Origin of the sequence: Pseudomonas sp. 1D4 (assembly GCF_001728925.1) — a bacterium.
In the GTDB taxonomy this organism is placed as follows: Bacteria; Pseudomonadota; Gammaproteobacteria; order Pseudomonadales; family Pseudomonadaceae; genus Metapseudomonas; species Metapseudomonas otitidis.
The window spans coordinates 79456-93660 of sequence record NZ_LXJQ01000016.1; the positions used below are offsets into that span (position 1 = coordinate 79456).

General features: G+C 66.7%; 12 protein-coding genes and 2 tRNA genes. 5 read left to right on the forward strand and 9 right to left on the reverse strand.

Annotation, left to right across the window (positions count from 1 at the left end; genetic code table 11):
• Positions 1 to 174: 174 nt before the first annotated feature.
• The 3 genes from A7D27_RS10825 to A7D27_RS10835 form a co-directional block, all read right to left on the reverse strand.
• Entirely contained in the window at positions 175 to 900 is a 726-nt protein-coding gene (locus A7D27_RS10825) for an FKBP-type peptidyl-prolyl cis-trans isomerase (RefSeq protein WP_069560869.1), read from the reverse strand.
• 233 nt (positions 901 to 1133) lie between these two features.
• Positions 1134 to 1210, reverse strand: a tRNA-Asp gene (locus tag A7D27_RS10830).
• A gap of 15 nt (positions 1211 to 1225) precedes the next feature.
• Positions 1226 to 1301, reverse strand: a tRNA-Val gene (locus A7D27_RS10835).
• 157 nt (positions 1302 to 1458) lie between these two features.
• On the opposite strand from A7D27_RS10835, the gene rdgC reads away from it, so the two are divergent.
• From rdgC to sugE, 3 genes are all read left to right on the forward strand, one after another.
• Positions 1459 to 2379 carry a recombination-associated protein RdgC gene (rdgC, locus tag A7D27_RS10840; protein ID WP_044406173.1) on the forward strand — a complete coding sequence of 307 codons (921 nt, stop codon included), beginning with the start codon at positions 1459 to 1461 and terminating at the stop codon, positions 2377 to 2379.
• Between the two features lie 57 nt (positions 2380 to 2436).
• Entirely contained in the window at positions 2437 to 3384 is a 948-nt protein-coding gene (locus tag A7D27_RS10845; protein WP_069560870.1) for a bile acid:sodium symporter family protein, read from the forward strand.
• Between the two features lie 166 nt (positions 3385 to 3550).
• Positions 3551 to 3865, forward strand: coding sequence for a quaternary ammonium compound efflux SMR transporter SugE (gene sugE, locus A7D27_RS10850; protein ID WP_069560871.1), 315 nt, complete (start codon positions 3551 to 3553; stop codon positions 3863 to 3865).
• A gap of 55 nt (positions 3866 to 3920) precedes the next feature.
• Here the strand turns inward: sugE and A7D27_RS10855 are convergent, their stop codons facing one another.
• The 5 genes from A7D27_RS10855 to A7D27_RS10875 form a co-directional block, all read right to left on the reverse strand.
• On the reverse strand, positions 3921 to 5795 hold the full coding sequence (locus A7D27_RS10855) for an MFS transporter (RefSeq protein WP_069560872.1): 1875 nt from the start codon (positions 5793 to 5795) through the stop codon (positions 3921 to 3923).
• Between the two features lie 129 nt (positions 5796 to 5924).
• The gene (locus A7D27_RS10860; protein ID WP_044406183.1) at positions 5925 to 6254 is read right to left on the reverse strand and encodes an AzlD domain-containing protein; all 330 of its coding nucleotides are present in this window, start codon (positions 6252 to 6254) and stop codon (positions 5925 to 5927) included.
• A complete protein-coding gene (locus A7D27_RS10865) occupies positions 6254 to 6967 on the reverse strand; it encodes an AzlC family ABC transporter permease (protein WP_069560873.1) in 714 nt (237 codons plus the stop codon). Before A7D27_RS10865 ends, A7D27_RS10860 begins: the two co-directional genes overlap by 1 nt.
• Before the next feature lie 37 nt (positions 6968 to 7004).
• Positions 7005 to 7847, reverse strand: a complete 843-nt coding sequence (locus tag A7D27_RS10870) for an AraC family transcriptional regulator (protein WP_069564875.1) — start codon at positions 7845 to 7847, stop codon at positions 7005 to 7007.
• The gene (locus A7D27_RS10875; RefSeq protein ID WP_069560875.1) at positions 7844 to 8413 is read right to left on the reverse strand and encodes a GNAT family N-acetyltransferase; all 570 of its coding nucleotides are present in this window, start codon (positions 8411 to 8413) and stop codon (positions 7844 to 7846) included. The genes A7D27_RS10870 and A7D27_RS10875 overlap by 4 nt, the downstream gene beginning before the upstream one ends.
• A 235-nt stretch (positions 8414 to 8648) precedes the next feature.
• Here A7D27_RS10875 and A7D27_RS10880 point away from each other — a divergent pair, with 235 nt between their 5' ends.
• Positions 8649 to 12125, forward strand: a complete 3477-nt coding sequence (locus A7D27_RS10880; protein WP_069560876.1) for a PAS domain-containing hybrid sensor histidine kinase/response regulator — start codon at positions 8649 to 8651, stop codon at positions 12123 to 12125.
• 38 nt (positions 12126 to 12163) lie between these two features.
• Here A7D27_RS10880 and A7D27_RS10885 read toward each other — a convergent pair whose 3' ends face one another.
• Positions 12164 to 12979, reverse strand: coding sequence for a MerR family transcriptional regulator (locus A7D27_RS10885; RefSeq protein WP_069564876.1), 816 nt, complete (start codon positions 12977 to 12979; stop codon positions 12164 to 12166).
• Positions 12980 to 13246: 267 nt separating this feature from the next.
• Here A7D27_RS10885 and A7D27_RS10890 point away from each other — a divergent pair, with 267 nt between their 5' ends.
• On the forward strand, positions 13247 to 14200 hold the full coding sequence (locus A7D27_RS10890) for an alpha/beta fold hydrolase (RefSeq protein ID WP_069564877.1): 954 nt from the start codon (positions 13247 to 13249) through the stop codon (positions 14198 to 14200).
• Positions 14201 to 14205 lie beyond the last annotated feature (5 nt).

Consider the following 14205-nt stretch of genomic DNA (forward strand, 5'->3'; position numbering starts at 1 on the left):
CACGCCCGTGTGCATAACCGTAACAGGCCGGTGTGTCTCCACCCCCTTTCAGACCTGCTGGTCGAGCCGGGGTTCGTTTGCTAACCCGCAGTTCCGTTACGGTCAGGAGCGCCTATCAAAAGCAAGGCACAAACGAAAACGCCCCGCTAAGCGGGGCGTCTGGTCGACCGGGCATTATTGCTGCGGGGCAGCACCTTGCTCAGCGCCTTGATCCTTGATGCCGATCAGTTCCAGGTCGAAGACCAGGACCGAGTTGGCCGGGATCGCCGGGCTCGGGCTCTGCGCGCCGTATGCAAGCTCGGACGGGATGTACAGCTTGTACTTCTCACCCACGTGCATCAGCTGCAGGCCTTCCACCCAACCGGGGATCACGCCACCCACCGGCAGGTCGATCGGGCTGCCACGCTGGATGGAGCTATCGAACACGGTGCCGTCAGTCAGCTTGCCTTCGTAATGGACAGTGACCACATCGGTGGGCTTGGGCTGGGCGCCGTCGGCCTTCTTGACCACTTCGTACTGCAGACCGGAAGCAGTGGTGGTGACTTCCTTGCGCTTGCCGTTCTCTTCCAGGAACTTCTTGCCCGCCTTGGCGGACTCTTCGTTCAGCTTGGTCATGCGCTCTTCGGCACGCTTCTGCAGGAAGGCGAAGGCTTCGACCAGCTCTTCGTCCTTCAGGCGCTGGTCCTTCTTGCCGATGGCGTCTTCGATACCCAGGGCGACGGCTTTGGAATCCAGGTCATCCATGCCTTCCTGGGCGAGGCTCTTGCCCATGTTCAGGCCGATACCGTAAGACGCCTTCTGGGCCGGGGTCTTCAGCTCGACGCTGCTGGTCTGGGAGTCGCAGCCTGCGAGCACCAGGCCCACCAGGGCCACCGCTGCCGCCAACCGAGTTTGTTTCATGCTGATTCCTTAGTCTGTACGCCGTGAGGGCATGTTCGAAGAAGCGGCGAGCTTAGCAGGCCGCTGCGATCAGTGGCTATGGGCACTTAGGATCGAAAACAGGGGAATAAGTTCAGCGTCAGGGCGAGGATTTTGCGGCTTTTCACGACCATTCGCCTGATCCGGAATCGCACCGAAAAAACCGGGACAAACGAAAAAGCCCTCAGGTATCGCTACCTGAGGGCTTTGCAATATGGCGCAGCGGACGGGACTCGAACCCGCGACCCCCGGCGTGACAGGCCGGTATTCTAACCGACTGAACTACCGCTGCGCGTTACCCCGAGATTGGTGGGTGATGACGGGATCGAACCGCCGACCCTCTGCTTGTAAGGCAGATGCTCTCCCGGCTGAGCTAATCACCCTTCACTCTCGAAGTGGTGCGCATTCTAGGGATGCATTCGAACTCTGGCAAGCCCTTTTTCAAAAATTTTTTTCAGCCGTTCCAAAGGCTTAGCGCAGGGTTGGCCTGCAGGCCCGGGACGAGAATAATGCGGCCTTTGTTTCTGGAGAGTTCCTCTTATGTGGTTCCGCAACCTGCTCGTCTATCGCCTCACCCAGGATGTGCCCTTCGACGCCGATGCCCTGGAGGCCGCCCTGGCCACCAAGCCGGCCCGCCCCTGCGCCAGCCAGGAACTGACCACCTACGGCTTCGTGGCGCCTTTCGGCAAAGGTGCGGACGCGCCGCTGGTCCACGTGAGCGAGGGCTTCATGCTGGTGGCCGCCCGCAAGGAGGAACGCATCCTGCCCGGCAGTGTGGTGCGGGACGCCTTGAAGGAGAAGGTCGACGAGATCGAGACCCAGCAGATGCGCAAGGTCTATAAGAAGGAGCGCGACCAGTTGAAGGACGAGATCGTCCAGACCCTGCTGCCCCGCGCCTTCATCCGCAAGTCGGCCACCTTCGCCGCCATCGCCCCGGCCCAGGGCCTGATCCTGGTGGACGCCTCCAGCCCGAAGCGCGCCGAAGACCTGCTCTCCACCCTGCGCGAGGCCATCGGCTCGCTGCCGGTGCGCCCTGCCTCGGTGAAGATTGCCCCCACCGCCACCCTCACCGAGTGGGTCAAGACCCAGGAAGCCGCCAAGGACTTCTACGTCCTCGACGAATGCGAGCTGCGTGACACCGACGAAGACGGCGGCGTGGTGCGCTGCAAGCGCCAGGACCTGACCAGCGACGAGATCCAGCTGCACCTTTCTTCCGGCAAGCTGGTCACCCAGCTTTCCCTGGCCTGGCAGGACAAGCTCTCCTTCATCCTCGACGACAAGCTGGTGATCAAGCGCCTGCGCTTCGAAGACCTGCTGCAGGAGAAGGCCGAGCAGGACGGCGGCGAAGACGCCCTCGCCCAACTGGATGCCAGCTTCACCCTGATGATGCTGACACTGGTGGAGTTCCTGCCCCAACTGCTCGACGCCCTCGGCGGCGAAGAGATTCCCCAGGGCATCTGAACCTCCCGAAGCGCCGGCCAAGAGCCGGCGCTTTCACGATAACGACAAGGAATGACCATGCGCGCCCTCGCTGCCCTGAGCCGCTTCGTCGGCAACACCTTCGCCCTCTGGATCCTGCTGTTCGCCGTGCTGGCGTTCTGCGTCCCGGCGCCCTTCCTGCCGATCACCCAATGGATCGTGCCGTTGCTGGGGCTGGTGATGTTCGGCATGGGCCTGACACTGAAGGCAGCGGATTTCCGCGAAGTCGCGCGGCGGCCACTGTGGGTGCTGATTGGCGTGCTGGCCCAGTTCATCGTCATGCCGAGCCTGGCCTGGTTGCTCTGCCGGATTCTGCAGCTACCACCAGAGATCGCCGTCGGCGTCATTCTGGTCGGCTGCTGCCCGGGCGGCACGGCCTCGAACGTGATGACCTGGTTCTCCCGCGGGGATGTGGCGTTGTCCGTCGCCATCACCGCCGTCACCACCCTGCTGGCACCACTGGTCACGCCCGCCCTGATCTGGCTGCTGGCCTCGGCCTGGCTGCCGGTGCAGTTCAGTGCCCTGTTCATGTCCATCCTGCAGGTGGTGCTGGCGCCCATTGCCCTCGGCATCGTGGCGCAGCGTCTGCTGGGCGCACGGGTGCAGGTGGCCGAGCAGGTGCTGCCATTGGTCTCGGTGCTGTGCATCGTCGCCATCGTGGCCGGCGTCGTCGCTGCCAGCCAGGCGAAGATCGCCGAATCCGGCCTGCTGATCATGGCAGTAGTGGTGCTGCACAACGGCTTCGGCCTGGCGCTGGGCTACCTCGCCGGCCGCGTCTTCGGCCTGCCGCTGGCCCAGCGCAAGACCCTTTCCATCGAAGTGGGCATGCAGAACTCCGGGCTCGGCGCGGCCTTGGCCAACGCCCACTTCTCACCCCTGGCCGCCGTGCCTAGCGCGCTCTTCAGCGTCTGGCACAACCTCTCGGGGTCATTGTTGGCCGCCATCTTCCGACGCATGAGCGAAACCGATTCCGACAGCCGCACATAGCACTGACGGACAGCCACCTGGCAGTACGGACTTGTCCACCCAGCCAGAATGTGCAAAATACTGCGCAAACGCAGGGACGGCCCTGCCACTTCCAGCCTCGCCTTCAGTGCGGCGCTGCAGTGACTACCCGGGGACGGCCCCCATTCCGCCCCCTCTGGAGGTCACCATGTCCTGGATCATCCTGTTCTTCGCCGGCCTGTTCGAAGTGGGTTGGGCCGTCGGCCTGAAATACACCGAAGGCTTCACCCGCCCGCTGCCCACCGCCCTCACCGTGCTCGCCATGGCCATCAGCCTCGGCCTGCTGGGCCTGGCCATGAAGCACCTGCCCCTGGGTACCGCCTACGCGATCTGGACCGGCATCGGTGCCGTCGGCACCGTCATCGCCGGCGTCATCCTGTTCGGCGAATCGGTCGCGCTGATGCGCCTGGGCAGCGTCGCACTGATCATCTTCGGGCTGATCGGGCTCAAGATGAGCACCTGAATCACACCCATGAAAAAGCCCGCCTTCTGGCGGGCTCTTTCATTCCGGGGGTCGATCAGCGCACATCACCGCGCAGCGCCGCCACCGACGCCTGCAGACTGAGGCGGTCCACCGTCTCCGGCGCCAGCGCCGGGCCTGCCACCAGGTTGATGTGGGACCAGAAGCGCCTGAAGAAGCCCTTGTTCGGGTCGCGGCTGAAGAAGCTGCCCCACAGGCCCTGCAGCGCCATCGGGATCACCGGCACCGGGTTCTGTTCGAGGATGCGCTCCACACCGCTCTTGAACTCGTTCATCTCACCATCGCCGGTCAGCTTGCCCTCGGGGAAGATGCACACCACCTCGCCGGCCTTCAGGTACTCGTCGATCTTCTTGAACGCACGGTCGTAGACCAGCAGGTCCTCGCTGCGGCCGGCGATCGGCACGGTGCCGGCCGTGCGGAAGATGAAGTTGAGCACCGGCAGGTTGTAGATCTTGTAGTACATGACAAAACGCACCGGCCGGCGCACGGCGCCGCCGATCAGCAGCGCGTCGACAAAGGACACGTGGTTGCACACCAGCAGCGCCGCGCCCTCCTCCGGGATCGCCTCCAGGCCGCGATGGTGCACGCGGTACATGGAGTGGCCGAGCAGCCACACCAGAAAGCGCATGCTGAACTCGGGGACGATCTTGAAGATGTAGCTGTTCACCGCGATGTTCATCAGCGACACCACCAGGAACAGCTGCGGGATCGACAGCCCGGCCACGCTCAGGAACAGGATCGAGGCGATAGCCGAAACCACCATGAACAAGGCGTTGAGGATGTTGTTGGCCGCGATCACCCGCGCCCGCTCGTTCTCGGCGGTGCGCGACTGGATCAGGGCATACAGCGGCACGATGTAGAAGCCGCCGAACAGGCCGATGCCGAAGATGTCCGCCAGGATCATCCACGCCTGCGGCTCGCTCAGCACCGCCAGCCAGTCATGGGGTTGGGCCCCCTGTGGGAAGCCACCGGAGTGCCACCACAGCAGGATGCCGAACAGCGTCAGGCCAATGGAGCCGAAGGGCACCAGGCCGATCTCCACCTTGCCGCCGGAGAGCCGCTCGCACAGCATCGAGCCCATGGCGATACCCACCGAGAACACCGTGAGGATCAGCGTCACCACGCTCTCATCGCCGTACAGCAGATCCTTCGAATACTCCGGGATCTGCGTCAGGTAGACGGCACCAAGGAACCAGAACCAGGAGTTACCCACCAGCGAGCGCGACACCGACGGCCGCTGCTCCAGACCCAAGCGCAGGATGCGCCAGGACTGCACGAAGATGTTCCACTCCAGCTTCAGCTCCGGCATGGTCGCCGCCGCACGGGGAATGCCCCGGCTGGCCAGGTAGCCCAGGCAGGCAGTGAGCAGGATGGCGCCGGCCACGATCGGCTCGTAGTTCGCGGCGGACATCATGATGCCCGCGCCGATGGTGCCGGCGAGGATCGCCAGGAAGGTGCCCATCTCCACCAGCGCGTTGCCTCCCACCAGCTCCTGCTCTCGCAGAGTCTGGGGCAGGATCGAGTACTTCACCGGGCCGAACAGCGCCGAGTGGGTCCCCATGGCGAACAATGCCGCCAGCAGCAGCCAGAGGTTGTCGAAGAAGAAGCCCAGCGCACCGACCGCCATGATGACGATCTCCGCCAGCTTGATGACACGGATCAGCGCGTCCTTGGCGTACTTCTCACCGAATTGGCCGCCCAGAGCGGAAAACAGGAAGAACGGCAGGATGAACAACAGCGCGCAGAGGTTGACGTAGATCCCCTTGTCGCCGGAGATCGCCAGCTTGTAGAGGATCGCCAGGATCAGCGACTGCTTGAAGATGTTGTCGTTGAAGGCCCCGAGCAGCTGGGTCACGAAGAACGGCAGAAAGCGCCGAGTGCCCAGCAGAGCGAATTGCGAATGTTGGCTCATCGTCCTTGGTACCTGATGGTTGGCGAGAATGTGCCCCGCAGGGGATCGCACATCGCTGATTGGACATCAGGACCCGGTCGGAAAGCCACATCTGCCGCGAGGATGTTTGAAACGGCGCGGATTTCCTGCCTAGATCGGCAACTGCCCCAGGTACGCCCGCAGCGCGAAGAACAGCAGCAGCCCACCGAGGATGGTCGCCAGCAGGTGCCGGGTCAGCGCGGCAATGAGGATGCAGCCCAACCCGCCCAGCAGGTAGGCGTTGTCCAGCGCCACGGCCAGGTGCTCGCCGTCAGGCATCAGCATGCCCGGCACCACGATGGCGGTGAGCACCGCCGTGGGCACGTAGTGCAGCCCCTGGCGCACCACCGGCGGGAAGCGCAGGTCCGGCCAGGCGAACAGGCTGTAGCGAATGGCAAAGGTGATCGCGGCCATGCCGAGGATCAGCAACCAGGTTTCCATCACAGGGCCTCCCCCAGCAGGTCCAGACGATCACGGCGCTCCAGCACCACGCCCACCACGATGCCGGCCAGCGCCGCCGCCATCAGCCCGAGCTTGTAGGGCAGGCCCTGGCACGCCACCGCCACCGCGCCGGCCACCAGCGCCGCCGCCACCTGCGGGCGGTTGCGCAGCATGGGCACGACGATGCCGATGAAGGTCGCCAGCATGGCGAAGTCCAGCCCCCAGGCCGCCAGGTTGGGCACCGCCTGGCCGAACACCACCCCCACCAGGGTGTAGGACACCCAGCTCAGGTACATCGCCAGCGCCGCACCAAGGAAGTACCAGTGCTTGAGCGGCGAGTCGTCCTCCTCCGCATAACGGTGCTGCACCACGGCGAATGCCTCGTCGGTGAGCCAGAAGGCCAGCAACAGGCGCCAGCGCCGCGGCAGGTGCCGCACGAAAGGTTGCAAGGTGGCGCTGTAGAGGGCGTGGCGCAGGTTCACCACCAGGGTGGTGAGCAGCACCACCGCCACCCCGGCACCGCCACCCAGCAGGGTGATGGCGATGAACTGGGCCGAGCCGGCGAACACCAGCAGGGACATGCCCAGGGTCTGCCAGGCATCGAGGCCAGCGCCGGCGGCCAGGGTGCCGTAGATGATGCCGAAGGGCATGGCGCCGATGAGCATCGGCACGATGTCGCGCACGCCGCGGACGAATTCTGTAGAGCGGGACATGGGATTCTCCTTGTCCCCGTACTCTGCCAGCCGACGCTCAGTCGGTCTTGAACGATCTTGCGCTGGCGGTCCGGTACTCGCCGGGGCCTATACCGTAGGTCTGCTTGAACTGACGGGTCAGGTGGCTCTGGTCGGCAAAGCCCAACTGCATGGCCACCGACAACGGCGCACAACCGCTGCGCAGCATGGCCCGTGCCTGCTCCAGGCGACGCTGCTTGAGCCACGTGTGGGGAGGCATCCCTGTAGAACGCTGGAAGACCCGGGCAAAGTGGAACGGCGAAAGCCCCACCAGGGCAGCCAGCTCCTCCAGGGATGGAGGCGAGGCCAGGCGCGCTGCCAGCACCTCGCGGGCCAGCGCCACGGCCTGGGGCTCCTGCCCCGCCGGCCGTGGAGCACCGATGCGCGCATGACGACTGAACAGCAGCAGGATCGCCTCACGCCAGGCCACCTGCTGCTCCAGGGCCGAGGCATTGCGCTCCAGCAGGCAGTGCAGGTCGAGGAAGCGGCGGGTCACCTCAGGGTCATGCAGCACGCTGTCGGCGAAGGTGGGCAGGCCACCGGTGGCGATCTCCAGCTCGTCCAGCACATCGGTCACCCGGTGCAGGTCGGGGTAGAACCCTCGGTAGCGCCACCCTTCCTCATGGGCCTTGGAGCCGGTGTGCAGTTCGTCAGGGTTGATCAGCACCATGCTGCCGACGGCGGCCAGGTGATCGCTGCCGCGATGACGAAAACGCTGAGCGCCGGATTCGAGGATGGTGAAGACGTACCCCTCATGCACATGGGGCGCGAAGCGCTGCTGGATGTAGCGCGCGTGCAGGAGTTCGACCCCGCTCAGCGCACTGGCCTGCCAGAAGCGCGTGCGCTCACCGCCCGTGTTCATTGGACGAATGCGGCTTCCAGGGCCTGCTTCAGCGCCGGCCACTCGTGGTCGGTGATGCTGAACATGACGCTGTCGTCCAGGCGTCCATCGGCCAGGCGGCGGTGGTTGCGCAGCACGCCCTCGCGCACCGCACCGAGCTTCTCGATGGCCCGCTGCGAGCGCAGGTTGCTGCCGGCGGTCTTCAGTTGCACCCGTACCACCTGCCACTCCTCGAAGGCGTGGCGCAGCATCAGGTACTTGATCGAGGCATTGAGGCCAGTGCCGTGCTCACTGCCGGCCAGCCAGGTCCAGCCGATCTCCACGGCGGGCAGGGCGGGCATGAATTCGGCGAATCGGCTGGTGCCCACCAGGCGGTCACCCAGGCGGATGGCGAACACCACGGCCTGGCCTTCTCGCTGCTGGGCGATGGCCTGGCGATACCAGTCCGGCCGCAGCGGGCCGCTCATGTAGACCAGTTCGTTGCGATTGGCTTCGGCCAGGGCCGCCAACTCGCTGACATCGGCCTCCCCCAGTGGCTCCAGGCGCAATGCGCCACGCTGCAGGGTGACCGGTTGCGGATTGAACATCTGCGCCCTCCTCAGGCGAATAACCCCTGCCCGTTCTACGCGACAACCGGACGCGGTTGCCTGGCAGGGCTGCGGCGGGCTCCAGGCCCGGCGCGGCAAGCCAAGCTAACAGCCCGGCAAGAGGCGCTCAAGTCCGCCTGCGACCTTGGTAGCAGCCGCCTGACGGAAATGACCTTTGGTGCGAAACTGCAGCCTGTGCCCGGGCCCTGCCCGCCCCCTTTCCTCCGGAGTCTGCATGTCGTTGTCCAGCGGGCTGATCGCCGCGGTCGCCCTCCTCTACATGGCGGTGCTGTTCAGCATCGCCTTCTACGGCGATCGCCGCAGCGCCCCGATGCCGCCCCGGGCGCGTGCCCTGATGTTCAGCCTGTCGCTGGCGGTGTACTGCACCAGCTGGACCTTCTTCGGCGCCGTCGGCCAGGCCGCCGGGCAGCTCTGGGCCTTTCTGCCCATCTATCTGGGGCCCATCCTGCTGATGGTGTTCGCCCCCTGGGTGCTGCAGAAGATGGTGCTGATCAGCAAGCAGGAGAACATCACCTCCATCGCCGACTTCATCGCCGCCCGCTACGGCAAGTCCCAGGCGCTGGCGGTGGTGGTGGCGCTGATCTGCCTGGTCAGCGTGCTGCCCTACATCGCCCTGCAGCTCAAAGGCATCGTCCTCGGCGTCAACCTGCTGGTGGGCTCCGGCGCGGACTCCACCGGTACCCGTGCCCAGGACACGGCACTGATCGTGTCCCTGGTGCTGGCGCTATTCACCATCCTCTTCGGCACCCGCAACCTGGATGCCACCGAACACCACCGAGGCATGGTGATGGCGATTTCCTTCGAATCGCTGGTCAAGCTGCTGGCGTTCCTCGCGGTGGGCACCTACGTCAGCTTCGTGCTCTTCGACGGCTTCGACGACCTCACCCGCCGCGCCCTGCTCGCCCCGCAACTGGAAAGCTTCTGGAACCACCCGGTGGAGTGGCCGACGCTCATCGTGCAGACCGCCGTGGCCATGACCGCCTTCGTATGCCTGCCCCGGCAGTTCCACGTAGCGGTGGTGGAGAACATCGACGCCCGCGACCTGCGCACCGCCCGCTGGGTGTTCCCGGTGTACCTCGCCCTGGCCGCGCTGTTCGTCGTGCCCATCGCCCTGGCCGGCATGATGCTGCTGCCTGCCGGCGTGATGCCGGACTCCTTCGTCATCAGCCTGCCCCTGGCCGAAGCCCACCCGGCCCTGGCCCTGCTGGCCTTCATCGGCGGCGCGTCGGCGGCCACCGGCATGGTGATCGTCGAAGCCGTGGCCCTCTCGACCATGGTCTCCAACGACATGCTGCTGCCCTGGCTGCTGCGCCGGCAGAACGCCGAACGCCCATTCGAAGTGTTCCGCCACTGGATGCTCTCGGTGCGCCGCATCAGCATCGTGGTGATCATCCTGCTGGGCTACGTCAGCTACCGCCTGCTGGGCTCCACCGCGAGCCTGGCCACCATCGGCCAGATCGCCTTCGCCGCCATCGCCCAGCTCGGCCCGGCCATGGCCGGCGCCCTCTACTGGAAGCAGGCCAACCGCCGGGGCGTATTCGCCGGGCTGGCCGCCGGCTCGGCACTCTGGGCCTACACCCTGGTGCTGCCACTGGTGGCACGCGGCCTCGGTTGGCCGCTGGAGGCCTTCCCCGGCCTGGCCTGGCTGATGGCCAACCCGCTCAAGCTGCCTATCGACCCGCAAACCCAGGGCGTGGTCATCTCCCTCGCCGGCAACTGGCTGCTGTTCGCCTGGGTCTCGGTGTTCTCCCGCACCCGCGTGTCCGAACACTGGCAGGCCAGCCGCTTCATCGGCCAGGTAGTCTCGGCACGCCCCAGTGGTCGCTCGCTGCTGGCGGTGCAGGTGGAAGACCTGCTGATGCTCGCCGCCCGCTTCGTCGGCGAGGAACGCGCACGGCAGAGCTTCGCCCGCTTCGCCTACCGCCAGGGCACCAGCTTCAACCCCACGCAGAACGCCAACCAGGACTGGATCACCCACACTGAGCGGCTGCTGGCCGGTGTGCTCGGCGCCTCCTCGGCCCGCGCGGTGGTGAAGGCTGCAATCGAAGGCCGCGAGATGCAGGTGGAGGACGTTGTGCGCATCGTCGACGAAGCCTCCGAAGTGCTGCAGTTCAATCGCGCCCTGCTGCAGGGCGCCATCGAGAACATCACCCAGGGCATCAGCGTGGTGGACCAGTCACTGCGCCTGGTGGCCTGGAACCGCCGCTACCTGGAACTGTTCGACTACCCGGAAGGGCTGATCAGCGTCGGCCGGCCCATCGCCGACATCATCCGCTACAACGCCGAGCGCGGGCTGTGCGGCCCCGGTGATGCCGAAGCCCATGTCTCCCGCCGGCTGTACTGGATGCGCCAGGGCAACGCCCACACCTCCGAGCGACTGTTCCCCAACGGCCGGGTCATCGAGCTGATCGGCAACCCCATGCCCGGCGGCGGCTTCGTCATGAGCTTCACCGACATCACCGCCTTCCGCGAGGCCGAGCACGCCCTCAAGGAATCCAACGAAAGCCTGGAGCAGCGCGTCGTCGAACGCACCCAGGAGCTGTCCCAACTGAACCAGGCGCTGATCGAGGCCAAGGGCACGGCCGAGGCCGCCAACCAGTCGAAGACGCGCTTCCTCGCCGCCGTCAGCCACGACCTGATGCAGCCGCTGAACGCCGCGCGGCTGTTCTCCGCTGCCCTCGCCCACCAGTTGGAAGCGCTGCCGCCCGAGGCCCGCGAACTGGTGGGGCACCTCGACAGCTCGCTGCGTTCGGCCGAAGACCTGATCACCGACCTGCTGGACATCTCGCGGCTGGAAAGCGGCCGCATCACCCCCGACCGCACCACCTTCCCCCTGGCCAGCCTGTTCGACACCCTGGGGGCCGAGTTCAGGGCCCTGGCCCAGGAACAGGGCGTGCAGTTCCGCCTGTGTGGCAGCCGGCTAAACATCGAGAGCGACGCCAAGCTGCTGCGCCGGGTGCTGCAGAACTTTCTCACCAACGCCTTCCGCTACGCCAAGGGCCACGTGCTGCTGGGCGCGCGCCGCGAAGGCGACTCCCTGCGCCTGGAAGTCTGGGACCGCGGCCCCGGCATCCCCGAGGACAAGCGCAAGGTCATCTTCGAGGAGTTCAAGCGCCTCGACAGCCACCAGACCCGTGCCGAAAAGGGCCTGGGCCTGGGCCTGGCGATTGCAGACGGCCTCTGCCGCGTGCTCGGCCACCGGCTGGAAGTACGCTCCTGGCCCGGCAAGGGCAGCGTCTTCAGCGTCACCGTGCCCGTGGCGCGCCAGGCCCGCCCGGCCCCGGCACGCCAGCCGCAGGAAGGTGCCGGCCAGGCCCTCAACGGCACCCAGGTGCTGTGCATCGACAACGAGGACAGCATCCTCACCGGCATGGACAGCCTGCTGTCGCGCTGGGGGTGCCGCGTCTGGACCGCGCGCAACCGCCTGGAGTGCGAGCAGTTGCTGGAAGAGGCCGTGCGCCCGGAACTGGTACTGGTGGACTACCACCTCGACGAGGGCGAGACCGGCACCGAGCTGATGGGCTGGCTGCGCACCCGCATGGGCGGCCCGGTGCCCGGCGTGGTGATCAGCGCCGACGCCCGTGCCGAACTGGTGGCCGAAGTCCACGCCGCCGGGCTCGACTACCTCGCCAAGCCGGTGAAGCCCGCCGCGCTGCGGGCGCTGATCAGCCGCCATGTGACGCTGCGCTGAGCGGCGGCACCCAACCAGCCCCTCGCTCAGGCGGAGGGCTAAACCTTGAGGAAACCCTTCAGCAGCTCACCGACACGGCCACCCAGCTCCTGGTTGGCCGACGCCTGCAGCCCCCGCGCCAGCTCGCTGTCCACCACCTCCTCCACCAGCGGCCGCAGGGCCAGCAGTTGCCGGTTCAGCGCCTCCAGCTCGGAAACGTGGGGCAGGCTGCTGCTGAGCAGCGGGTTGACCAGGTGGGCGACGATCATGCCGACGATGCCATCGGCCACCGGTGCCACCTGCTGGCGGATCAGCGCGAACTGCTCCAGCAGCACCGCCAGCGGGATGCCGGACCGATGCAGTTGCACCCCGGCGTTGAAGATGCGCGGATTCAGCACCCGCAGGTGATCCCCGGCGAACTCCACCAGCCCCAGCTCGCGGGCGCGGTCCAGGGTGTCGTCGGTCAGCGCCTCGCCGAACAACGCGATCAGCTCGTCGAAGCCCAGGCGGGTCGGCTCCGGCTGGCCCCAGGCCCCGGCGATGGCAGCGTCCAGGCCCAGCACATGGGCCAGGTCGCGCCCCTGCTCCCAGGCCTCCAGCAGCTCGCGGATGCTGGCGATGCTGTAGCCGCGCTCCAGCAACTGACCGATCAGCAGCAGCCGCGACAGGTGCCCGCCGTTGTAGATACCCACCCGCCCGCGACGCTCCGGCGGCGGCAGCAGGCCGCGGTCCTGGTAGGCCCGCAGGTTGCGCACGGTGGTGCCGGCCTCGCGGGCCAGTTCATCGACGGTGTATTCCACCGCCTCGGGCAGGGCATCCCCCTCGGCCGGCGCACGGGCCAGCAGGCGGGACAGGAAGGGTTGGGGTGTCTTCATGGAGGCGGATCATAGCCCTGCCCCCGGACCGCCAACAACACGCCCGCCCCGCCCTATCCTATGGCTGGACTTGCTGCCTCCCCTTCCCGTCCCACACCCCGCAGAAACCCGCAAAGCCAGGCAGGGCAAGGGCTTCCGGCCAGGGGTAACGGGGTAACGCTGCGGGCACGGCAACTGGCCAGGCGCTGGCGTCTCACTGACAATCCGTGACATCGCCTGATGTCACGATTCGTGCCCCAGGCTCACCTCACGCCCGGGAGCACGTCCATGAACGCACCGCTCAACCTCGAACCCCAACGCACCCTCATCCAGGGCGATGGCGTGCGCCTGGCCACCTACCAATGGGGCAACGCCAAGGGCCCCGTGCTGTTGCTGGTGCATGGCTACCCCGACAACCACCGGGTCTGGCTGCCCCTGGTGCGCGAGCTGGCCGCCGACTACCGGATCATCGCCTACGACGTGCGCGGCGCCGGCGACTCCGAAGCCCCCCGGCGGGTGCGGGACTACCGCCTGGTACACCTGGCCAACGACCTCGAAGCGGTGATCCGCACCCACAGCCCGGACCGCCCGGTGCACCTGGTGGCCCACGACTGGGGCTCGATCCAGAGCTGGGAGGCAGTGACCGACCCGCGTTTCGAGCCGCTGCTGGCCTCCTACACCAGCCTCTCCGGGCCCTGCCTGGACCACGTCGGCCACTGGATGCGCGCCCGCTTCGGACGCCTCGCCCCACGCGGCTGGCTGCAGGCGCTCGGGCAACTGGTCAGCTCCTGGTACATCGCCTTCTTCCAGACGCCCTGGCTGCCGGAGCTGTGCTGGCGGATGGGGTTGGCGAGAGCCTGGCCGACCCTGATGCGGCAGATGGAGCGCATCCGCGAGCCGGAGCGCAACCCACACCAATTGGCCGACGGCCAGCACGGGGTGAAGCTCTACCGCGCCAACTTCATGCCGCGCCTGTTCGCCGCTCGCCAACGCCCCACCCGGGTGCCGGTGCAACTGGTGGTGCAGACCCGTGACCGCTACGTGCGGCCTCAACTGTTCGACGGCCTGGAACGCTGGGCCCCGGACCTGCTGCGGCGCGAAGTGGACGCCGGCCACTGGCAACTGCTGGCCCGCCCCGGGCGTCTGGCCGACTGGATGAGGGCCTTCGTCGAGAAGAAGGAGTGCAACACCGGACGCCCTGAGCACTGGACACGTCCGCCACGCTCAAACCGCCGGTCATAAAAAAA